18 protein-coding genes are annotated in these 20,381 nt (G+C 62.1%); 11 read left to right on the top strand and 7 right to left on the bottom strand.

Translation table 11 applies throughout. The annotated features are described in order from the left end of the window. Nucleotides 1-134: 134 nt before the first annotated feature. From recR to AC1DYQ_RS09065, 6 genes are all read left to right on the top strand, one after another. Complete coding sequence (gene recR / locus AC1DYQ_RS09090) at nt 135-761, top strand: recombination mediator RecR (protein WP_457278638.1); 627 nt, start codon at nt 135-137, stop codon at nt 759-761. A gap of 71 nt (nt 762-832) precedes the next feature. Beyond that, nucleotides 833-1,246 (top strand): MAPEG family protein, encoded by a 414-nt coding sequence (locus tag AC1DYQ_RS09085; protein WP_477667240.1) that lies wholly within the window; start codon nt 833-835, stop codon nt 1,244-1,246. A gap of 134 nt (nt 1,247-1,380) precedes the next feature. Continuing rightward, the gene (locus AC1DYQ_RS09080; protein WP_477686518.1) at nt 1,381-2,430 is read left to right on the top strand and encodes an ABC transporter substrate-binding protein; all 1,050 of its coding nucleotides are present in this window, start codon (nt 1,381-1,383) and stop codon (nt 2,428-2,430) included. A gap of 217 nt (nt 2,431-2,647) precedes the next feature. Next, nucleotides 2,648-3,475, top strand: a complete 828-nt coding sequence (locus tag AC1DYQ_RS09075; RefSeq protein ID WP_477686517.1) for an ABC transporter ATP-binding protein — start codon at nt 2,648-2,650, stop codon at nt 3,473-3,475. A gap of 2 nt (nt 3,476-3,477) precedes the next feature. After that, on the top strand, nt 3,478-4,317 hold the full coding sequence (locus AC1DYQ_RS09070; protein ID WP_477686516.1) for an ABC transporter permease: 840 nt from the start codon (nt 3,478-3,480) through the stop codon (nt 4,315-4,317). Nucleotides 4,318-4,449: 132 nt separating this feature from the next. Next, a complete protein-coding gene (locus tag AC1DYQ_RS09065) occupies nt 4,450-4,602 on the top strand; it encodes a DUF3096 domain-containing protein (protein WP_348050368.1) in 153 nt (50 codons plus the stop codon). 45 nt (nt 4,603-4,647) lie between these two features. Here AC1DYQ_RS09065 and AC1DYQ_RS09060 read toward each other — a convergent pair whose 3' ends face one another. Together AC1DYQ_RS09060 and gloB are read right to left on the bottom strand one after the other, a co-directional pair. Continuing rightward, complete coding sequence (locus tag AC1DYQ_RS09060) at nt 4,648-6,207, bottom strand: transglycosylase SLT domain-containing protein (RefSeq protein ID WP_477686515.1); 1,560 nt, start codon at nt 6,205-6,207, stop codon at nt 4,648-4,650. Continuing rightward, nucleotides 6,204-7,055, bottom strand: a complete 852-nt coding sequence (gene gloB, locus AC1DYQ_RS09055) for a hydroxyacylglutathione hydrolase (protein ID WP_477686514.1) — start codon at nt 7,053-7,055, stop codon at nt 6,204-6,206. The genes AC1DYQ_RS09060 and gloB overlap by 4 nt, the downstream gene beginning before the upstream one ends. A 12-nt stretch (nt 7,056-7,067) precedes the next feature. Between gloB and AC1DYQ_RS09050 the strand changes: the two genes are divergently transcribed. The 5 genes from AC1DYQ_RS09050 (at nt 7,068) to AC1DYQ_RS09030 (ending at nt 14,621) form a co-directional block, all read left to right on the top strand. Then, nucleotides 7,068-7,907 (top strand): class I SAM-dependent methyltransferase, encoded by an 840-nt coding sequence (locus AC1DYQ_RS09050; RefSeq protein ID WP_477686513.1) that lies wholly within the window; start codon nt 7,068-7,070, stop codon nt 7,905-7,907. Nucleotides 7,908-7,960: 53 nt separating this feature from the next. Continuing rightward, a complete protein-coding gene (rnhA, locus tag AC1DYQ_RS09045; protein WP_477686512.1) occupies nt 7,961-8,443 on the top strand; it encodes a ribonuclease HI in 483 nt (160 codons plus the stop codon). A 271-nt stretch (nt 8,444-8,714) separates the two neighbouring features. Further along, nucleotides 8,715-10,109, top strand: a complete 1,395-nt coding sequence (locus tag AC1DYQ_RS09040; RefSeq protein WP_477686511.1) for an efflux RND transporter periplasmic adaptor subunit — start codon at nt 8,715-8,717, stop codon at nt 10,107-10,109. Nucleotides 10,110-10,142: 33 nt separating this feature from the next. Next, nucleotides 10,143-13,322: an efflux RND transporter permease subunit gene (locus AC1DYQ_RS09035; RefSeq protein ID WP_477686510.1), complete on the top strand. Its 3,180-nt coding sequence runs from the start codon at nt 10,143-10,145 to the stop codon at nt 13,320-13,322. 57 nt (nt 13,323-13,379) lie between these two features. Continuing rightward, nucleotides 13,380-14,621 (top strand): hypothetical protein, encoded by a 1,242-nt coding sequence (locus AC1DYQ_RS09030; protein WP_477686509.1) that lies wholly within the window; start codon nt 13,380-13,382, stop codon nt 14,619-14,621. 27 nt (nt 14,622-14,648) lie between these two features. Here AC1DYQ_RS09030 and moeA read toward each other — a convergent pair whose 3' ends face one another. The 5 genes from moeA to AC1DYQ_RS09005 all read right to left on the bottom strand — a co-directional run bounded on the left by moeA (nt 14,649) and on the right by AC1DYQ_RS09005 (nt 20,282). Next, nucleotides 14,649-16,022, bottom strand: a complete 1,374-nt coding sequence (gene moeA / locus AC1DYQ_RS09025; RefSeq protein WP_477686508.1) for a molybdopterin molybdotransferase MoeA — start codon at nt 16,020-16,022, stop codon at nt 14,649-14,651. Beyond that, the gene (gene mobA / locus AC1DYQ_RS09020; RefSeq protein ID WP_477670863.1) at nt 16,019-16,645 is read right to left on the bottom strand and encodes a molybdenum cofactor guanylyltransferase MobA; all 627 of its coding nucleotides are present in this window, start codon (nt 16,643-16,645) and stop codon (nt 16,019-16,021) included. The genes moeA and mobA overlap by 4 nt, the downstream gene beginning before the upstream one ends. 25 nt (nt 16,646-16,670) lie before the next feature. Beyond that, nucleotides 16,671-17,801, bottom strand: coding sequence for a GTP 3',8-cyclase MoaA (gene moaA, locus AC1DYQ_RS09015; RefSeq protein WP_477686507.1), 1,131 nt, complete (start codon nt 17,799-17,801; stop codon nt 16,671-16,673). A gap of 220 nt (nt 17,802-18,021) precedes the next feature. After that, nucleotides 18,022-18,783, bottom strand: coding sequence for an SDR family oxidoreductase (locus AC1DYQ_RS09010; protein ID WP_477686506.1), 762 nt, complete (start codon nt 18,781-18,783; stop codon nt 18,022-18,024). Between the two features lie 65 nt (nt 18,784-18,848). After that, nucleotides 18,849-20,282, bottom strand: a complete 1,434-nt coding sequence (locus AC1DYQ_RS09005; protein WP_477686505.1) for an aldehyde dehydrogenase family protein — start codon at nt 20,280-20,282, stop codon at nt 18,849-18,851. Nucleotides 20,283-20,381 lie beyond the last annotated feature (99 nt).

The raw sequence follows: 20,381 nt of genomic DNA, 5'->3' as shown, positions 1-20,381 counted from the left end.
GCCGCGTTGCGGGTCCCGATCAGGTCATCCTCATGCACCTCAAGTGCATTCCGGTGACCTGACACCCGCGCCTTGCCCTGAACCCGCTCGCTACGCCTTGTTCTTCATATTCTTAAAGCTGCATTTCCCACTACATGGCTGACTCCAACGCTCTCGAAGGCTTGACCCAGGCGCTGCGCAAGCTGCCGGGCGTGGGCGCCAAGTCGGCCGCGCGCATGGCGTTCCATCTGCTGCAGCACGACAAGCCCGGCGCGCTGCAGATTGCCCGTGCGCTGGAGCACGCCGTCAACAGCGTGCGGCATTGCACCCTGTGCAACACGCTGACCGAGCAGGAGGTTTGCACCACCTGCGCCAACCCGCAGCGTGACCGCAGCAAGCTGTGCGTGGTTGAAACACCGGCCGACCAGGCTGCTCTTGAGCGCACGCTGGCCTACAAGGGCCTTTATTTTGTGCTTATGGGCAAGCTCAGCCCGCTTGACGGCATAGGCCCCAACGACATCGGCTTGCAAAAACTGTTTGACCGCGTGGTGCCCAAGAACGAGCGCGGCGAGGCGTTGCCGCCTGCATCGCGCGAAGTGCAGGAAGTCATCCTGGCGACCAATTTCACGGCCGAAGGCGAAGCCACTGCGCACGTGATTGCACAGGCGCTGAAAAGCCGCGGCGTCCAGGTGACGCGCCTGGCGCGCGGAGTGCCGGTGGGAAGCGAACTTGAATACGTAGACTTGGGCACCATTGCCCACGCGTTGGTGGACCGCAGGTGAGGGCGGTGTTTTTAGTTTTATCTTGACAGCTTCATGCCCGCAGCGGGCGACCATAACGAAAGGAACCCACCATGACATTCGCACGCTTCACCATCGCCTATTGGTGTGTTCTGATTGCGGCCCTGTTGCCCATTGTGTGTGCTGCCATTGCCAAATACGGCACGATGAGCACCCCGCGTCGCGACGGCGGATATGACAACCACAACCCGCGAGGCTGGCTGGCGCAGCAAACCGATTGGCGTGCCCGGGCCAACGCCGCACAGGCCAACACATTCGAGGCGCTGCCCTTTTTCTTTGCAGCAGTCATCATTGCGCACATCCTGCAGGCGGGGCAGACACGGCTGGACATCCTGGCGCTGCTCTTTGTCGTGCTGCGCATCGCCTACATCATGATGTACATCGCAGACCTCGCCAAAGCCCGCTCGGCCATCTGGGCGTGTGCGCTTTTTATCAATATCGTCATTCTTTTTTCGGGCTTTCGTTGACACATGCGTCGGGAGGGTGAAAGTTACCTCTGGTAACGCGATCACCTTCGGTAAAAACCCGCACGGGATGACCCCGATGCGGGTTTTTTTATGCCTCGATAAGCTTGTGACATCAAAAAAAGAGAGAGGCTTGCATGAATCGCCAACCCCTGATTTCCCGCCGGGCTTTTGCCGGTGGCACCGCACTGGCAGCAGCAACGCTGGCATTGCCGGTGCTTCGCGCGCAGCCCAGGCTCGAGAAAACAAAAATTGCGCTGGCGGTCGGCGGCAAGGCGGCGTTCTATTACCTGCCTCTCACCATTTCCGAGCAATTGGGGTATTTCAAGGCCGAAGGCCTGGACATTGAAATCAGCGACTTTGCCGGTGGTGCACGCGCGCTGCAGGCTGTGGTCGGCGGCTCTGCCGACGTCTGCTCGGGTGCTTTCGAGCACACCATCAACCTTCAGTCCAAAAACCAGATGTTCCAGGCTTTTGTGCTGCAGGGCAGGGCGCCGCAAATCGCTTTTGGCGTCTCGACCAAAAACATGCCCAACTACAAAACGGTCGCAGACCTGAAGGGCAAAAGAATCGGTGTGTCTGCGCCGGGTTCATCCACCAACATGATGGCCAACCTGGTACTTTCGCGCGCAGGCCTCAAACCCGGCGACGTGAGTTTTATCGGAGTCGGCACTGCGGCGGGCGCACTGACCGCGATGCGTTCGGGGCAGATCGATGCCATGAGCAATACCGACCCGGTCATGACCATGCTCGAGCAAAAGGGCGAGGTAAAGATCATCAGCGATACGCGCACCCTCAAGGGCACGATCGAAGTTTTTGGCGGTTCCATGCCGGCGGCCTGCCTGTACGCACCGATAGAGTTCGTCCAGAAGAATCCCAACACTTGCCAGGCACTGGCCAATGCGATCGTGCACGGGCTCAAATGGCTGCAGACGGCAGGCCCCGGTGACATCATCAAGACGGTGCCCGAGAGCTACCTGCTGGGCGACCGGGCGCTGTACCTTGCGTCATTCAACAAGGTGCGTGAGTCGATTTCTCTCGACGGCATCATTCCTGATGACGGTGCGCGCACGGCGCTCAAGGCACTGGCAAGCTTTGACCCCAGCATCAAGACCGACAAGATCGACATCGCCAAGACCTATACCAACGAGTTCGCACGCAAGGCCAAGGACCGATTTAAAGCTTGAGCCCCCACGCTTTTCACTTCGTGTAATGCGCGAGGCCTTGCAGGCCGCGGCTCGCGAGACGCTTCGCCTCTGTCGCCCGTCCAGGCCTGCGCAGGCAGGCTTGGAGCCGCGGGCTCCAGCCCCTCGGGGCCGCTGCGCCTGCGGTCTGGCAAAGCCAGTCCCGCGGCCCCGGCTGGTGAAGAGGCCCTGCGCAAGCGCCTTGCTGTAAGCTCCCGCCATGCCAGAACCCGACGACGCCTACGCCCTGGAGCTGATCAACATCAGCTGCACCTTTCGCTCGCGCGACGATGCGGGCCAGCGTTATACGGCGGTGAGCGACACCACCTTGCGCATACGGGCCGGTGAATTCGTTTCGGTTGTCGGGCCTACAGGTTGCGGTAAATCCACGTTGCTCAATATTGGCGCCGGTTTGCTGGAACCGTCTTCCGGCGAGGTTCGGGCGTTTGGCCAACCGCTGGGCGGCATCAACACCCGCGCCGGCTACATGTTCCAGACCGAAGCCTTGATGCCATGGCGCAGCGCCATCGACAACGTCATGATGGGCTTGCAGTACCGGGGTGTTCCGGATGCCGAAGCGCGCCGTCAGGCGCAAGCCTGGCTGGAGCGCGTGGGGCTGGGCGGGTTCGGCGACCGTTATCCGCACCAGCTCTCGGGCGGAATGCGCAAACGCACTGCATTGGCCCAGGTGCTGGCACTGGACCCGGACATCATCCTGATGGACGAGCCGTTCAGTGCGCTGGACATTCAGACACGCCAGCTCATGGAAAACGAAGTGCTGGACCTGTGGGCTGCCAAGAAAAAGGCGGTGCTGTTCATCACGCATGATCTGGACGAAGCCATTGCCATGAGCGACAGGGTGGTGGTGCTGTCGGCTGGCCCGGCTACGCACCCGATCGGAGAATTCACGATTGATCTGCCGCGTCCGCGTGATGTGGCCGAGGTGCGCAGCCAGCCGCGTTTTGTGGAGCTGCACAAACAGATCTGGGACGTGCTGCGCGATGAAGTGCTTAAAGGCTATGCACAGCAACTCAAGAAGGCAGCCTGATCATGTGGCGCCATCTCAAGCCCTCTGAAAGCAATCTCCGCGCATGGCAAGTCGGCTTGCTGGCGTTCATGCTGATCGGCTGGCACCTGGTTTCGCGCGACCAGCAGATTGCTTTTTTCCTGGGCGAGCCCATCAAGGTAGCTGGCAGGGTGTGGAGCTGGTTCATGCCTTTTGGTTTTGGTGAAAGCCGCATGTTCCCCGATGGCTTGCCGGGCAACGCCGACATCTACCTCCACCTGGGCACCACCTTGCTGGAAACCGTGCTGGCCTTCGGCATAGGCACCGTGCTTGGCCTGGCGTGCGGCCTGTGGCTTGCCCTGGCCCCTACAGCCAGCGCCATCCTGGATCCCTACATCAAGGCGGCCAATTCCATGCCCCGTGTGATCCTGGCGCCCATTTTTGCGCTGTGGTTCGGCCTTGGCATCTGGAGCAAGGTGGCGCTGGCGGTCACGCTGGTGTTTTTCATTGTGTTTTTCAATGTTTACCAGGGTGTGAAAGAGGTCAGCCCGGTGGTGCTGGCGAATGCCCGCATGCTGGGCGCCAACCAGCGCCAGCTGTTGCGCACGGTGTACCTGCCAAGCGCGACCAGCTGGGTGTTTTCCAGCCTGCATACCTCTGTGGGCCTGGCATTTGTCGGAGCAGTCGTGGGTGAATACCTGGGCTCTGCGCGGGGAGTGGGCTACCTGATTTTGCAGGCCGAAGGCACGTTTGATGTGAATACGGTGTTTGCCGGCATTGTGGTGCTGACGGCATTTGCCCTGGTGCTGGACGGCATCGTGGGCCGGCTCGAAAAACGGCTCATGAAATGGCAGCCGCGCACGGGTGAGACGGAAAAACTCTGACGTTTTCCCTGTACCGCAACTCTTCCTGTCGTCCTACAGCCTGCGGCCGGTCGGCTCCTTAAAGTCGTGGCTGCCTGCACCGCTTCTGCCATGCGCAGTAACGGTGAGCCGGCTTCACTCCAAGGACACACCATGAATCTTTCACTCAGCATCGGCCCCATCGTGTCGCTCATCGCGGGGATCCTTATCCTGCTGATACCGCGCCTGCTCAATTACATCGTGGCGATTTACCTGATCGTTATCGGCCTGATCGGGCTGTTCGGCAGCGGTTCGTTCAAGCTGTAGCAACAGTCCGCAGGTGGTGACTGCTGAAGCGCGTGCTCCGGAACGTCAACGTTTTTTGGACTTGACGACCGTCTTGGCATTGCTGCGTTTGGTCACTTTCGCGGAACTGCCGCGACTGCGGCTGGAGGCTGAGGCCTGGCTTTTGGAGGCGTGGCTTTTGACCGGAAGGAAAACCACCACCTGATGGCCCAGCTTGAACGCGCTGGAAGTGCTGACATTGTTCCATTCGGCAACGCTGGCAGCGCTCAGGCCGTAGCGCTTGGCAATGGTTGCAACCGACTCGCCCTTGCGGGCCTTGACGGTGGTGCGGCGCGTCACGACTTCAGGAGAGAAGGAGACCTGGGCGGTATCCGCAACGTGGCTGGTAACGTCGTTTTCCACCTTGGCGGAACGCGGCACCAGCAAGGTCGAACCGGCCTTGATGAGCATGCGCGGCGGTATGTTGTTAACGCTGCGCAGATCGGCCTCACTCATGCCGGTGCGGCGTGCTGCTTCGGCCGGGTTCATGGTGCTGGGGGCCGACCAGGCGGTCCAGCTGGCGTATTGCCCCTGGGTGTAGGCTTCGAAATTACGCTGAAACACCGTAGCGTTGTCCCAGGGAAGCAGTATCTGGGGCGTCCCCGCCGCAATGATGACGGGGCGGTGCGCCGAAGGGTTCAATGCCTTGAAGTCTTCAATCTTGACGTCGGCAAGGCGTGCGGCCAGGGCCACATCAATGTCGCGTGTGATCAGCACCTGCTGGAAATAAGGGTGGTTTTCGATCAACGGCAATTCCGTGCGAAATGCCTGGGGATTGGCCACAATGTTTTTGACGGCCTGCAGCTTGGGCACGTAGAGCCTGGTTTCTGCCGGCATGTTCAGGTCGGTGTAACTGGTGCCCAGCCCCGCTCTCTGGTTTTTGGCGATGGCGCGGCCCACACTGCCTTCCCCCCAGTTGTAGGCCGCCAGCGCCAGATGCCAGTCGCCAAACATGCCATGCAGCTTTTGCAGGTAGTCCAGCGCCGCGCGGGTGGAAGCCAGTACGTCACGCCGGTCGTCGCGAAAGGCGTTTTGCTTCAGGTCGAAATATTTGCCGGTGGCCGGCATGAACTGCCACATGCCGGCGGCTTTGGCGCTGGAAACGGCCTGCGGGTTAAAAGCGCTTTCGATGAACGGCAACAGGGCCAGTTCCGTCGGCATCTGGCGGCGCTCGAGTTCTTCAACGATATGAAAAAGGTATTTGCTGGAGCGCTCGGTCATGCGCAGGATGTAATCCGGCCGGCTGGCATACCACTGCTCGCGATCCGTCACCAGTTCGTTTTGCAGGTCAGGCATGGCGAAGCCGCGGCGAATACGGTCCCAAAGTTCCTTGGGAGGCTCCGTGGAGGCGATCTGGTAAGAGCCGATCTGACCTGGTGTGATGGCTTGAAGCGGGCCGCCCGGCACTTGCGGTTTGGCGGTAGGGCTTGTTCCTGTTGTGAGGACCGGGTCACCCGGCATGCCGGGCGGCTGTGTGGCGCAGCCCGCCAGCAGTGCTGCCACAAGCAGAAACGCCAGCGGAACAATACGGAAATTGACGAGTTTGGGAAGAAGAGCGGCTGCAGTGGTTCGGTCGTGTGGCGTCATTTGAATTGGTTTTTCCACTGCCGGATGGCGGCAAATACGGTGTTGTCGTCTCGGGCCGACGCATCAAAGTGCCGGGCAGCAGCCATGATAGTGGGTTGGCGGGTCCGCAAGAAGGGGTTGATCAGCAATTCCTGGGCCACAGAGGTCGGCAAGGTTGGCTTTCCCTGGGCGCGAAGTGCAACGCATTGCGCCTGATATGCCGCCAGGTCGGCATTTTCTGGCTCGACTGCCATGGCAAAGCGGAGATTGCTGAGTGTGTATTCATGGGTACAACAGACGACGGTGTTGCCAGGCAACGCAGCCAGCTTGTCGAGCGAGGCCAGCATTTGCGCCGGTGTACCCTCGAACAAACGTCCGCAGCCTCCCGAGAACAGTGTGTCGCCGCAAAACAGCAGCGGCCTGCCGTTCACGGCAAGGCCATCCGGCGCCGGGCCGCCCCAAGCCGGATGAGCCCCCTCGGGGGGCAGCGCATCACGCGAAGCGGAAAGCGTGGGGGCAAGGTAATAAGCAATGTGACCTGCGGTATGCCCGGGCACGTCGATCACCTGGAAATCCAGGCCGAGGGCCGTGAGGCTGTCACCTCCATTGAGATGTGTGTAAGGCTGCGGAATGCGTTCGGTGGCAGGGCCCCAGACTTGGGCGCCCGTCGCTTCGCGCAGGGCATCGACACCGCCCGTGTGGTCGGGATGGTGATGCGTGACTAGAATCGACTCCAGTTGCAATGCGTGCTGCTCCAGGGTGCGCTGCACCGGCCCGGCATCTCCCGGGTCCACGACCAGGGCACGCCTGCCGTCATGCAACAACCAGAGGTAGTTGTCGTCGAAGGCAGGAATGGGAATCAAATACATACAGTGGTCTCAATGAGCTCTGAAATTATAGGTTTGACGGACTGGCTGAAGACCCCTCCCGGTGGTTATCTTCTGGACTGGGAACGCACGCATTTTGACCAGGCCGTCAGCGACGTTTTTGGCTACCACGCACTGCAATTGGGCTTGCCGGAGCTCGACGCCCTGCAGGCCAATCGCATGCCGCACAAATGGCTGGCGCTGGATTCATTGCCGCCGCCATCTGAACCCGGAAAGTCCCCGGCTACAGATACGAGCGGCCGCACAGCCGCAAGTTCCCGGCGCGCGGCGCTCCTGACCGAAGCGGGAGCGCTTCCGTTCCCGGAGAACAGCCTGGACCTGGTGGTATTGCCGCATACGCTGGAACTCAGCAGCGACCCGCATGCCAGCCTGCGCGAGGTGAGCCGGGTGCTTGTTCCGGAAGGTCGGGTGGTCATCAGCGGCTTCAACCCGACCAGCTTGTGGGGGCTGCGCCAGCGCCGCGGCCACATCTACCAGCGCTGGGGGTATGACAACCTGTTTCTTCCCAAAACAGGCGAGTTCATCGGCTACTGGCGCCTTCGCGACTGGCTGAGGCTGCTGGACTTTGAGGTAGAGTCGGGGCGCTTCGGCTGCTACCGGCCGGCGCTCACAAGCCAGGCCTGGCTGGACCGGTTCGAGTGGATGGATGCGGCGGGCGAACGCTGGTGGCCTATTTTTGGCGCTGTTTATTTCCTCGCGGCGGTCAAGCGTGTGCGGGGCGTCCGCTTGCTTGAGCCGGCCTGGAAGGCGCGAAGGGCACCGGCGACAGCGCCGGCCGCGATAGCCAACAAGGAGCCGCTCACCCGCTCATCCCGCTCACGGCCGCCTGCCTGATTTTCTTTAACCACCGGCCGCTTTTTGGAGCTTCCCGGGAGCATTTGTAACGCATGACCGACACACCAACAGGCACAACGCCACAACCACAACACGTCGTGATCTATACCGACGGCGCATGCAAGGGAAACCCCGGCCCCGGAGGTTGGGGGGCGCTGCTGGCGATGGGCGGCACCGAAAAAGAGCTATTTGGCGGCGAACTTGGCACTACCAACAACCGCATGGAGATGACTGCCGTCATCGAAGCGCTGGCGGCGCTGAAGCGGCCCTGCAGCGTGACGCTTTACCTGGACAGCGAATACGTGCGCAAGGGCATTACCGAGTGGATTCACGGCTGGAAAGCCCGGGGCTGGCGTACGGCGGCCAAGACGCCGGTCAAGAATGTGGATCTCTGGCAGCGCCTGGACGCCCTGGTCGTCTCCAGCGGCCACAAGATCGACTGGCGTTGGGTCAAAGGGCATGCCGGCGATCCGGGCAACGAGCGTGCCGATGCACTGGCCAACAAAGGCGTGGAACGCGCGCTTGGCCGCTTGTAACAAAGACCTGGCTGGGAGTTTGAAGCCGGGGCGGGAACATGTGCGCAAAAACACGCACCAAGCAGCCAAGGCCCACGCAAAAATTGCGTCCCCGAGGCGCACCGTAAGCGTACATAGCATCCGCACCGTTTTGGTCGCTCAGGGCGTTTGGTAAAGCCGTTGTAAAGCTACCGCGCTTACCCTGTGCAAAGGCCAGAAAAAGGCTGCGCGCGCCATGGTGTCCTGCTACATTGGAAGTTTGTATCTCTTTGTATAACAAGTTTTCCTCCCCATGGCATCAAAAGCAATTTACACAGCGGTCGCGATAGCGGGCATTGCGGTCGCCTCGGGTGCTGCCTGGTGGGTGCAAAAACCCAAGGCGCAGGGCGGTGCGGCCGAGTCTTCTCCGGTTGCCTCGACGGGCCAGGGCGCCGGCAATGGAACCAACGGCGCCGCCGCCGGAAAACCGGTGACCGTGGAAGCCGCGAAGGTGGAACTCGCCAGACTGTCGGATGACACCTCGGCCGTGGGCAGCTTGCGTTCGCGCCGCGGCGTGGTCTTGCGGCCCGAGGTGAGCGGGCGCATCACCCAGCTCAATTTCACTGATGGCCAGCGTGTGCGCAAAGGCCAGGTGCTGGTGCAGTTCGACGACCAGTTGCCGTTGGCGCAGGTACAGCAAAGCCAGGCTGAACTGTCGATCGCGCGGGCCAACCAGAAGCGCAACCAGGAACTGGTGGCGCAAAACTTCATCAGCCAGCGCTCGCTCGATGAAAGTGCCGCCAACCTGCAGGTGGCCGAGGCCAAGCTGTCGCTGGCCAAGGCCACCGCAGCGCGGCTGAAGATTGTTGCGCCATTTGACGGCATCGCCGGCATCCGGCTCGTCAACGTGGGCGACTACCTGAAAGACGGCGCGGACATCGTCAACATCGAGGACATCGAGGCCATCTTTGTCGATTTCCGGCTGCCCGAACGCTTCCAGAACAAGGTCAGGCGCGGCCAGACAGCTGTCCTCGACATTGACGCCTTGCCAGGGCGCAAGTACAACGCGCAAATCCAGGCCATAGACCCGTTGATCGACGCCAATGGCCGCTCCATTGGCATCCGCGGCTGCATAGACAACCGCCAGCTGCAGCTGCGGCCCGGCATGTTCGCCCGGGTCAATACGGTGTTCGGCGTGCGCGAGAACGCCCGCGTGGTGCCCGAGGAAGCCATTGTTCCGCAGGGCGGCCGGCAGTTCGTCATCAAGCTGCTGGAAGGCCCGAACGAACAGACCCGCACGACCAAGCGCGTGGAAGTCAAGGTCGGCCTGCGCAGCCCCGGCAAGGTCGAGATCCTCGAAGGCCTGGAGTCCGGCGACGTGGTGGTTGCGACCGGCCAGCAGCGCGTACAGCGTGATGGCACGGTGGTGTCCGTGGTGGACCTGGCCGCAAATGCTTCTGCCCGTGCGGGCAACGCAAAAGCACCTGCCGCTGCCGGTACTGCGCCCGCGGCAGCTGCCGCAACGGCCCCTGCGGCTGAGGCCGCGCCGGCCAAAGCTGTGGCCGCCGCCGTGTCGCAAGCACCACCGGCCGGCCCCAACCCCTGTGGCGTGGTGGTGTCGGAGGCCCCAGGCGCCCTTGTGCCGGTGCGTAGCGTCGCCCCAGCCGAGCGCCGCCCGGCCGGCCCGCCGGCCCGCGATCCCACTTGAGCGGCAGCCGCGCCATAGCCCCCACAGGCCCTTATGCAACTCGCTGAAGTTTCCATACGCCGCCCGGTCTTTGCCACCGTGCTGTCTTTGCTCATCGTGCTGGTCGGTGCGGTGAGCTTCAACCGCCTTTCGGTGCGTGAATATCCCAAGATCGATGAACCCGTTGTGACTGTGAGCGTGCGCTATGCAGGCGCATCCGCGGAGGTCATTGAAACGCAGGTGACCAAACCGCTGGAAGATTCCATCGCAGGCATTGATGCTGTCGACGTCATTACCTCCATCAGCCGTGCCGACCAAGCGCAGATCAGCGTGCGTTTCAGGCTCGAAAAAGACGCTGACTCGGCTGCCGCCGAAGTACGCGACCGTACGTCGCGGGTGCGCAACCGGCTGCCTCAGGCGATTGAAGAGCCTGTGATCGCCAAGGTTGAGGCTGATGCCTTTCCGGTCATCCAGGTGGCTTTTTCCAGCGATTCACTGACGCCGCTGCAGATCAACGACCTGGTCAACCGCATCGTCAAGCCGCGCCTGCAGACCGTGACCGGCGTGGCCGACGTGCGCGTCTTTGGCGAGCGCAAGTACGCCATGCGCGTCTGGCTGGATACCGACAAGCTCGCCTCCTACAAGCTGACCACCCAGGACGTGGAAGACGCCATCAGCCGCAGCAACCTCGAGCTGCCGGCCGGCCGCATTGAGTCGCAGCAGCGCGAATTCAGTGTGACCTCGCAGACCGACCTGGTCAGGCCCGCGCAGTTCCGCGAGATCGTCATCAAGAATGTGAACGGCTTTTCCGTCAAGGTACGCGACGTCGCGCGTGTGGAGGAGGGCGCGGCCGACGAGCGCACGGCGGTCAGGCTCAACGGCCGCTCCGCCGTGGCAGTCGGCGTCATCCGCCAGGCCACGGCCAATCCGCTGGACTTGTCCAGGGGTGTGCGGGAGGCCTTCCCCAAGCTGAAGGCGGACCTGCCGTCCGACATGCTGATTGACGTTGCCAACGACAACTCGGTGTTCATCGACCGTTCCGTCAACAACGTGTACCACACCATCGCCGAGGCGATCGTGCTGGTGGCCCTGGTGATCTTTGTGTTCCTGCGCACCCTGCGTGCCTCCATCATCCCCATCGTCACCATCCCGGTGAGCCTGATCGGCACCTTCGGCATGATGGCGCTGGCGGGCTTCACCATCAACACGCTGACCCTGCTGGCGCTGGTGCTGGCTATCGGCCTGGTGGTGGACGACGCCATCGTGATGCTGGAAAACATCTTCCGGCACATTGAGGAGGGCATGGACCCGTTCTCGGCCGGCATCAAGGGCGCGCGTGAGATCGGCTTTGCCGTGGTCACCATGACGGCCACGCTGGTAGCCGTGTATGCGCCGCTGGCGTTTACGCCGGGCCGCACCGGGCGGCTCTTCGTGGAGTTTGCCCTGGCGCTGGCCGGTGCGGTGGTGGTGTCGGGCTTTGTGGCGCTGACGCTTACGCCCATGATGTGCACCCAACTGCTCAAGCACAATCCCAAGCCCAATCGTTTTGACCGGTTCATGGAGCGGGCGTTGACGTCGATTTCCGACCGTTACGGTTCCGTGCTGCGCTGGGTCGTCACCACACGTTATGTGCCCGCGGCGGAGGAAGGCCCTGCCGGCCGGCCCTCGCTGGCCCAGCGCCTCAAAGGCATGGCCTTGCAGGCCCGCTGGCTTGTCATCGGCGTGATGGTGCTCAGTGCCCTGGCCATTGCGCTGGTGTTCCCGAGCATGAAGCAGGAGCTTTCGCCCATTGAAGACCGCGGGGTGATTCTGGCCAACGTCAATGCCCCTGACGGCGCCACGCTGGACTACACCAACCGCTATGCCAGGGCGCTGGAAAAAATGGGTGAACCCTTTCCCGAGTTCGACCGCATTTTTGCCAACGTGGGCAACCCGACGGTGGCGCAGGCCAGCGTGGTGTACCGCACAGTCGACTGGGACAAGCGTACGCGCTCCACCATCGACATGGCGCGCGAACTGCAGCCCAAATTCAACGCACTGCCCGGCGTTACTGCCTTCCCGATCACGCCGCCGTCCCTCGGGCAGGGCTTTCGCGAACGGCCGCTCAATTTTGTGATCCAGACCTCCGACAGTTACCAGAACCTGAACACGGTGGTGCGCCAGATGCTGGAGGAGATCGCCAAAAACCCCGGCATCGTCTCGCCCGACGTAGACCTGCGGCTGAACAAGCCCGAACTGCGCATTGAGGTAGAGCGGGACAAGGCCGCCGACCTCGGCGTCAGCGTCCAGGTTGTCGCGAAGGCCATCGAGACCCTGCTGGGCGGGCGCAACGTGACGCGCTACAAGCGCGATGCCGAGCAGTACGACGTGATCGTGCAGACCGAAGCCAGCGGCCGCACCACGCCTGAAGACATTGACCGCATTTATGTGCGGGGCCGCAACGACGCGATGATTCCGCTGTCGGCACTGGTAAAGGTGCGTGAAAGCGTGTCACCGCGCGAGTTGAACCATTTCGGCCAGCGTCGCTCGGTGTCCATCACGGCCAGCCTTGCGGGCGACTATTCGCTGGGCGAAGCGCTCAAGTTCATGGACCAGACCGCCGCCAAGGTGCTCAAGACCGGCTACAGCACCGACCTGAACGGCACCTCGCGCGAGTTCAGAAACTCGCAGGGCGCCCTGGCCATTGTGTTTGTATTGGCACTGGTGTTTATTTTCCTGGTGCTGGCCGCACAGTTTGAAAGTTTTATCGATCCGCTGGTCATCATGCTGTCGGTGCCGCTGTCCATGATCGGGGCCTTGCTGGCGCTCAAATGGTCGGGCGGCTCTCTCAATGTGTATTCCCAAATTGGTCTGATCACGCTGGTTGGCCTGATCACCAAGCACGGCATCCTGATTGTGGAGTTCACCAACCAGCTGCGCGGGCAGGGCATGGAAATGATCGACGCGCTGGTCAAGGCGTCATCGCAGCGCCTTCGCCCCATCATGATGACGACTGGTGCCATGGTGCTGGGAGCCTTGCCGCTGGCCCTGGCCAAGGGCGCGGGTGCCGAAAGCCGCACGCAGATCGGCTGGGTTATCGTGGGGGGCATGTCGCTGGGCACTTTGCTCACTGTGTTTGTGGTGCCCACCATGTACACGCTGTTTGCCCGCAAGGCGGTCCCAGGGGCCAACAAGGCCATTGCCAGGGAGCAACCCGATGAACACCTTGAGCATCCGGAGTACGTGGCGAAATGATCATGAGGAACCACACCCCCCAGGCCGGGTTCCTGGCATGCTGATGAGAAAACCGGTTTGACCGCAAACCCTGCGGGCCGAATCCGTACCGTTGCTTCTTTCCTCCTGATTCCATTCCTGCTTGCGCTGGCCCATACGGCTTCTGCGCAAGTCCAGGAAGCGCCTGGAACGGGCGCATATGGCGTGCAGTTCTTCTGTTCACCGTCCCAGCTGGAGCGGCTCGGCCCCCACATGTTCCGATATCTCCAGCAGCTCGGCATTCCAGCCCGCCTGGTTCAGGAAACTGTCGACAAGCCGCGGGGCACCATGACGTATTCCCTGCTGGGCTCAGGCGCGGCCGTGAGCACCCTGTTTTTGGCGCAACGCCCGGAGCTGGCGATCAAGGACGAGGTAGTGCTGGTGCCGGTGAGAAACAACAAGACACGCAAGCTCAAGACGGTTTCCAAAAAAGAAATCCTGTTGGCCTTGTTGCACCCGGGCCGGTTGACCGAATTCAGGGGAAAGGCTTGCGATGTGCAGGCATTGGCCGACCATGTCGGGATTCGCCAGAACACCGTGATCTGGGCAGAGGTGCTGGAATGGGGCTGGCCAGAGGGTGGCCCTGCCAAGTGGAATGCCCGCTATTGGATCAATGGAACTCCCAGGCTTCGTACCCCTTTGCACAAAGCCCTCAATGACATGTTTTTTGAGCAGGGGAAATACGAGATAGGCTGCTACGCCGCGACCAAGGTGGTATTTGCCCAGGGTGCACTGGATTACTTCCGCCGCGTCAAGAAGGATGTGGGCAGGGCGCAAGGCGTGGAGCGGCGATTACTGGCCGACGGTGAGCCGCTGGTTGACCTGGAACCCGGCCGTATGTGGAGTTTTGAAACGGATTTTGATCCGCTGGAGCTTGAACGGCCAGGCAAGGTCTTGCGCATGGTGGGCGGTGTTGCCGCCGGCAACTTTGTCCCGGGCGATTGGGCTTATTTTCTGAACACCGACCAGCGCACCAACCAGAAAACGGGGTATGAAGGCTCCAATGCCATCTACCTGGGCGGCAACCGGTTTGACGACTATTACAACGACAACGACCACCACTACACCTACGAGGAAAAACTCAGTGAGGTCTATCAGTGGCGTCATGATGTTTTCAGCCGGCAACGCGACGCCGCAAAAATACAGCACCTGGCCGCGCACGACTATGAGCGCCTGAACGCAACGCCGGAAAACGGCGGCTTGCTGATGAGCTTTCGGGTTGTGCCCTATTTTTTCGGCTACGAAGACCTGCCCCCGCTACCAGGTCCCCGAAACGACTAAGGCGGCGGCGCCGAGGATTCAAGGAGTTTACAGGGCGCCCTCAAACATGAGGACGTCAACCATGTCCCCTGCAGCGACATTGCCTTGCGCATGGTGAAGCACCATCAGGCCATTGGCTTCGGCCATGGAGCGCAAGACGCCCGAGCCCTGGCTGCCGGTGGTCCGGACCTCCAGGGAGCCGTCAGGCGCGGTGGATACCCAGCCGCGCTGGTATTCGGTGCGCCCCGGTTTCTTGCGAATAGGCTCCAGGCTGCGTGCCTTGAGCAGCGGCGCCGGTGCGGCGCTGGCGCCCATCATCTGGAGCAGGGCGGGGCGCACAAAGGCCAGAAAAGTCACCATCACCGCAACGGGATTGCCGGGCAAACCAAAAAGGATGGCGCCGTTGGGGTTGGGATTTGAGTATGAGTGTGGAGCGCTATATTTTTCATAGCTGCTTGCGCCCGTAGATATTGGGTTAGAGGTCGATTTCACTGTTGAAATTCGCCCCACGGCCATGGGCCGGCCTGGCCGCATCGCAATGCGCCAGAAAGCCACGTCGCCCAGCTTTTTCATCATGGCCTTGGTGAAGTCGGCTTCGCCCACGCTGACACCGCCGGAGGTGATGACAGCGTCGGCCTCAGCTGCCGCTCGTTTGAATGCGGCCTCCAGAAGTGCCGGCTCGTCGCGCACCACACCCATGTCGATGACCTCGCAGCCCAGCCGGCTGAGCATGCCGAACACGGTGTAGCGGTTGCTGTCATACACCGCGCCTTCGCGCGGTGCTTCGCCCAGCGACAAAATCTCATCGCCGGTGGAGAAGTAGGCCACCCGCAGCGGCCGCCAGGTTGACAAGGTTTTAAGACCCAAAGAGGCCGCCAGGCCAAGGCGCGCGGGCGTGAGCAGCTCTCCTTTTTGTAGCGCCGGCTTGCCCTGCATGAGGTCTTCGCCGCGCAGGCGGCGGTTGTCGCCGGGCTGGAGCAAACCTGGCGGGACGCTGATGCGCGTGCCCTGGCCGTCCTGGTGCACGTTGACAAATTCTTGCGGCACCACGGTGTCCAGGCCGGCAGGCATGATGGCACCGGTCATGATCTTGACGCACTGGCCGGGCCCGGCGCTGCCTTGCCAGGCCTTGCCGGCCAGCGCTGTGCCGTCGGCCACCTGCAGTTCAAGCGCCTTGCCGGCAGCCAGCTGCCCGCTGTCGAGAGCGTAGCCGTCCATGGCCGAGTTGTCGTGCGGCGGCACGTCAAACGGCGAAACCACATCCTGGGCCAGCACTCGCCCGAAAGCCTCCATCAAGGGCAGCTCGATCTGCTCCTGCACCGGCACGACAAGCCGGGACAGGAAGTCCAGCACCTGGTCGGCAGACAGGGACTGTGGGTCGTAGCCTTGCAGCTCTGCGGCAATCTGGTCGAGTGTTTTCACGGCTGGCGGGATTCCAGCTGGTGCAGCTCGGCCAGCGTATTGGCATTGAAGAAACTGCGGCTGTCGTCGCCGGGCTTGTCAAACGGCACGATGGCTGTTTTGTGCTGCGCCGTCCAGGCGTCTATCTTGCGGCCGCCACTGTGGGTGAAACGCACCAGGCTTTCCAGCATGTGGGTGCCCATGAGGCAAAACACTGGTTGGGGCCTGAGCTGCCCATCTTCTTCGGGCGCCGCGGCCACGGCAAAATCAGCGCCGTCCTGCGCAAGCGCTTCGGCAAGCCGTGCCACCAGGTCGTCAGGAAACAGCGGAGTGTCGCAGGGCACCGTCAGCAGGTAGGGCGTTTCGCAACGTTCCAGACCTGTGAGGAATCCCGCCAGCGGCCCGGCGAATTCGCCCAGACCTGTGCTGTCGGGCCAGACCGGAACGCCGAATGATTCATAAGCGGACAGATTGCGGTTGGCATTGATCATCACGTCGCCGACCTGCGGCGACAGCCGCATCAGCGTATGCAGGGCCAGCGGCACACCGTTGAAGTTCTGCAGGCCTTTGTCGACCCCGCCCATGCGCGAACCACGGCCACCGGCCAGGATCACGCCGGTGATGGCTTCGGCGTGGATGGGCATGGTGTTGTGGTCGTTGGTTGTCAAATCAGCCGCCTATGTAGCTCATCTCAACGCGCTTGGCGTTGTTTGAATCGGGTGTGCTGGTGTCAGCGGGCATCGCAGCGCGCAACTCCGAATAGCGGTCATCGCGCCCTTGCCAGATATGGGCCACCGCAGCTGCGATCTGGTCGTCGCCGTAGCCGCCGCGCAGCAGGGCGCGCAAGTCCTGGCCCTGGCTGGCAAAGAGGCACAAGAACAGCTTGCCTTCGGTCGATAGCCTTGCCCGGTTGCAGTCGCTGCAAAAAGCCTGGGTCACGCTGCTGATCACGCCGATCTCGCCAGCGCCGTCGGCATAACGCCAGCGCTCGGCGGTCTCACCGGTGTAGTTGGGGTCTATGGCTACCAAGGGAAATTCGGCGCCCAGGCGCTCCACCACCTGGGCAGAAGGCAGCACCTCGTCCATGCGCCAGCCGTTGGTGGCGCCCACGTCCATGTATTCAATAAAGCGCAGCACGGCACCCGAATGGCGGAAATGCCGGGCCATGGGCACGATCTCCGCGTCATTGGTGCCGCGCTTGACCACCATGTTGACCTTCAGCGGCGCAAGGCCCACTTTTTGCGCAACCTCGATGCCTTTGAGTACATCGGCCACCGGAAAGTCCACATCGTTCATGCGGCGGAAGATGGTGTCGTCCAGTGCGTCCAGGCTGACGGTGACTCGCTGCAACCCCGCGTCCTTGAGCGATTGGGCTTTTTTGGCGAGCAGGGATGCATTGGTGGTGAGGGTGATGTCCAGTGGTTTACCCTGCGGCGTTTGCAGTTTGGCCAGCATTTCAATCAGCACCTCCAGGTGCTTGCGCAGCAGCGGTTCGCCTCCGGTCAGCCGGATTTTTTCGACGCCGTGTGCTACAAAAACCTTGGCCAGTCGGGTAATTTCTTCAAAGCTCAGCAGCGAGGTTTGCGGCAGAAAGGCATAGTCCTTGTCGAATACCTCGCGCGGCATGCAGTAGCTGCAGCGGAAGTTGCAGCGGTCCGTCACGCTGATGCGCAAATCCCGCAGCGGCCGGCCCAGCGTGTCGCTCAGCAGTCCCATCGGCGCAGACAACCGGGCAGGGATATGCGGTACGCGGCTTGCGTAGCGGATATCTGCCAGCGGAATGATTTTGTCGGTCGTCATCGTGAGGGGCCCAAAGGGAGAATTTACCCCATTGGCCCGGCTGGAGCGCTAAAAAGCAGCCTTATCCCCAAAGGATGGGCGTTATTGCCGCCTGCTCATCCTCACCTTTGCGCGGGACTCTTCACCAGCAGGGGCCGCGGGACTGGCTTTGCCAGACCGCAGGCGCAGCGCCCCCTCGGGGGGAGCGAACCACACGCAGTGGGGAGCGTGGGGGCTCTATTTAGACACACCGGGCGCCGTCTACTTCCAGGCATACACCGCTGATGAAGTCCGCTTCGTCGCTGGCCAGGTAAAGCGCGGCATTGGCCACATCCAGCGCGGTCGAAAAACGTCCCAGCGGAATGCTCGCGCGAAACTTTGCCTTGCGTTCTTCATCCAGCGGGCCACCCGCAAATTCAGCCGAGAGGCCTGTGTCGGGGTTGAATACCGGGTTGATGCAATTGACCCGGATGTTGTCGGGGCCGAGCTCGGCCGCGAGTGATTTCGAGGTGGTGATGACCGCCCCTTTGGAGCCGTTGTACCAGGTCAGGCCCGGTCGCGGGCGTACCCCCGCCGTCGACGCAATGTTGATGAAACTGCCCCCGCCTTGCTCGCGAAATACCGGTGTGGCATGGATGGTAGCCAGGTAAATGCTTTTGACGTTGATGGCGTAGCACTTGTCAAAATCATCTTCGCTGACGTCCAGCGCTGGTTGGTTACGGTGCGTCCAGCCGGCGTTGCTGACCATCACGTCGAGCCGGCCGTAGCGCTGCACAGCGGCGTCAACCAGCGCCTTGACCTCGGCGGACTTTGTGACGTCGGCGGCAAAGAACGAAGCTGTGCCGCCGGCCTTGACGATGGCAGCCACGACTTTCTCACCCAGCGCCACATTGATGTCGTTGACGATGACCTTGGCGCCTTCGGCTGCCAGCCGTCGTGCTATGCCTTCACCGATACCGCCTCCGGAGCCGGTCACGATGATAGATTTTTCCTTGACCCGCATGGGTTTGTCTCCAGATTTTTGATTTGATACGTGAGCTTATTACATCTCTCGACACGGCCAGGCGGTTAACCGTGCCGTACCGCCACTGTTTTCAGCGTGGTGAAGCCATACAAGGCCTCAAAGCCTTTTTCACGGCCGTAGCCCGAGGATTTCACGCCGCCGAAAGGTAATTCCACGCCACCGCCGGCGCCGTAGTTGTTGATGAACACCTGGCCGCTTTTCACGCGCCTGGCCATGCGGAACTGGCGTGCCCCATCGCGCGTCCAGACGCCGGCGACCAGCCCGAACTGCGTGGCATTGGCAAGTTCCACTGCGTGATCCTCGTTTTTGAAGCTCATGGCGCACAGCACCGGGCCAAACACTTCCTCCTGCGCCAGCCGGTGCATCACCGGCACGTCGCGCAGCAGGGTGGGGGCCTGGTAAAACCCGGTGTCGGGTGCCTCGTCGACGATCTGGCCCTGGGCCACCATGGGAATGCTGGCAACCTGCGCATCGCTTAAAAAGTCCCAGACGCGCTGCTGCTGGTTTTGCCGGATCAACGGGCCGACGTCCAGGTCCATGGCGGCGGGGCCGACGCGCAGGTTTTCAAAGGCCTCGCCCAGGCGCAGCAGCAGGGGTTCGTAAATCGCCTGTTCTACCAGCAGGCGTGAGCCGGCCGAGCAGGTTTGCCCGGCGTTTTGCACGATGGCGTTAATGATGGCCGGGATGGCGGCATCCAGGTCGGCATCGGCAAACACGATTTGCGGACTTTTTCCACCCAGCTCCAGCGTGACAGGGCAGTGGCGCTCGGCCGCCACCTGCTGGATCAGCGTGCCCACCGAGGGGCTGCCGGTGAAGCTGATGTGGTCGATGCCTTTGTGGCGCGCCAGCGCGTCGCCGACCTCATGGCCGTAGCCAGTGACGATATTGATGGCGCCGGCTGGAAAACCCACTTCGGCCGCGAGTTGCGCCACGCGGATCAACGACAGGCAGGCGTCTTCGGCCGGCTTGACCACACAAACGTTGCCCGCGGCCAGTGCGCCACCCACGCTGCGGCCAAAGATCTGCATCGGGTAGTTCCACGGAATCACGTGGCCCGTCACGCCGTGGGGCTCGCGCCAGGTCATCACGCTGTAGCCGTCCAGGTAAGGAATGGTGTCGCCGTGCAGCTTGTCGCAGGCGCCGGCGTAAAACTCGAAGTAGCGCACCAGGGCCGCCGCGTCGGCTCGTGCCTGTTTGGTGGGCTTGCCGCAGTCGCGCTGCTCGATCATGGCCAGCTCTTCGGCATGCTCGGCCACCTTGGCGGAAAGCCGCATCAACAGTCGCCCGCGCTCGGCAGCGCTGAAGCGGCTCCATACCAGTTCCAGGCATTCCCGGGCGCTCTTCACGGCAGTGTCCATGTCGTGCGCGTTGCTGCGCTGGATCTCGTCAAACACCTGCCCGTCGGACGGGTCGATCATCGGGATGGTTTTGCCTGAAGAAGATGCGACAGAGGTGTTGGCGATGTAGTTGAGTTGCATGGCGCTATTGTGCTGAATTTGCCCCAAGCCGGAGTTGCCCGCCTCCGACGGGCAGAAATGGGCCATGAAGGCAAGGCCGGCCCGCGAGGTAACGGTCCC

The sequence above is a fragment of the Polaromonas sp. P1_F4 genome, assembly GCF_056405675.1.
Note: the sequence above shows the minus strand (reverse complement) of the source record. Positions and strands in the feature narration are given on the sequence as shown.

Bases quoted from the DNA above. Each gene is read 5' to 3' on its own strand.
- mobA (WP_477670863.1), bottom strand. From the start codon at position 16,645: ATGCCCATCCACGCCGAAGCCATCACCGGCGTGATCCTGGCCGGTGGC.
- AC1DYQ_RS09085 (WP_477667240.1), top strand. From the start codon at position 833: ATGACATTCGCACGCTTCACCATCGCCTATTGGTGTGTTCTGATTGCG.
- AC1DYQ_RS09010 (WP_477686506.1), bottom strand. From the start codon at position 18,783: ATGCGGGTCAAGGAAAAATCTATCATCGTGACCGGCTCCGGAGGCGGT.
- gloB (WP_477686514.1), bottom strand. From the start codon at position 7,055: ATGTATTTGATTCCCATTCCTGCCTTCGACGACAACTACCTCTGGTTG.
- AC1DYQ_RS09005 (WP_477686505.1), bottom strand. From the start codon at position 20,282: ATGCAACTCAACTACATCGCCAACACCTCTGTCGCATCTTCTTCAGGC.
- AC1DYQ_RS09035 (WP_477686510.1), top strand. From the start codon at position 10,143: ATGCAACTCGCTGAAGTTTCCATACGCCGCCCGGTCTTTGCCACCGTG.
- AC1DYQ_RS09050 (WP_477686513.1), top strand. From the start codon at position 7,068: ATGAGCTCTGAAATTATAGGTTTGACGGACTGGCTGAAGACCCCTCCC.
- AC1DYQ_RS09060 (WP_477686515.1), bottom strand. From the start codon at position 6,207: ATGACGCCACACGACCGAACCACTGCAGCCGCTCTTCTTCCCAAACTC.
- AC1DYQ_RS09075 (WP_477686517.1), top strand. From the start codon at position 2,648: ATGCCAGAACCCGACGACGCCTACGCCCTGGAGCTGATCAACATCAGC.
- recR (WP_457278638.1), top strand. From the start codon at position 135: ATGGCTGACTCCAACGCTCTCGAAGGCTTGACCCAGGCGCTGCGCAAG.
- AC1DYQ_RS09065 (WP_348050368.1), top strand. From the start codon at position 4,450: ATGAATCTTTCACTCAGCATCGGCCCCATCGTGTCGCTCATCGCGGGG.
- AC1DYQ_RS09070 (WP_477686516.1), top strand. From the start codon at position 3,478: ATGTGGCGCCATCTCAAGCCCTCTGAAAGCAATCTCCGCGCATGGCAA.
- moaA (WP_477686507.1), bottom strand. From the start codon at position 17,801: ATGACGACCGACAAAATCATTCCGCTGGCAGATATCCGCTACGCAAGC.
- AC1DYQ_RS09080 (WP_477686518.1), top strand. From the start codon at position 1,381: ATGAATCGCCAACCCCTGATTTCCCGCCGGGCTTTTGCCGGTGGCACC.
- AC1DYQ_RS09040 (WP_477686511.1), top strand. From the start codon at position 8,715: ATGGCATCAAAAGCAATTTACACAGCGGTCGCGATAGCGGGCATTGCG.
- rnhA (WP_477686512.1), top strand. From the start codon at position 7,961: ATGACCGACACACCAACAGGCACAACGCCACAACCACAACACGTCGTG.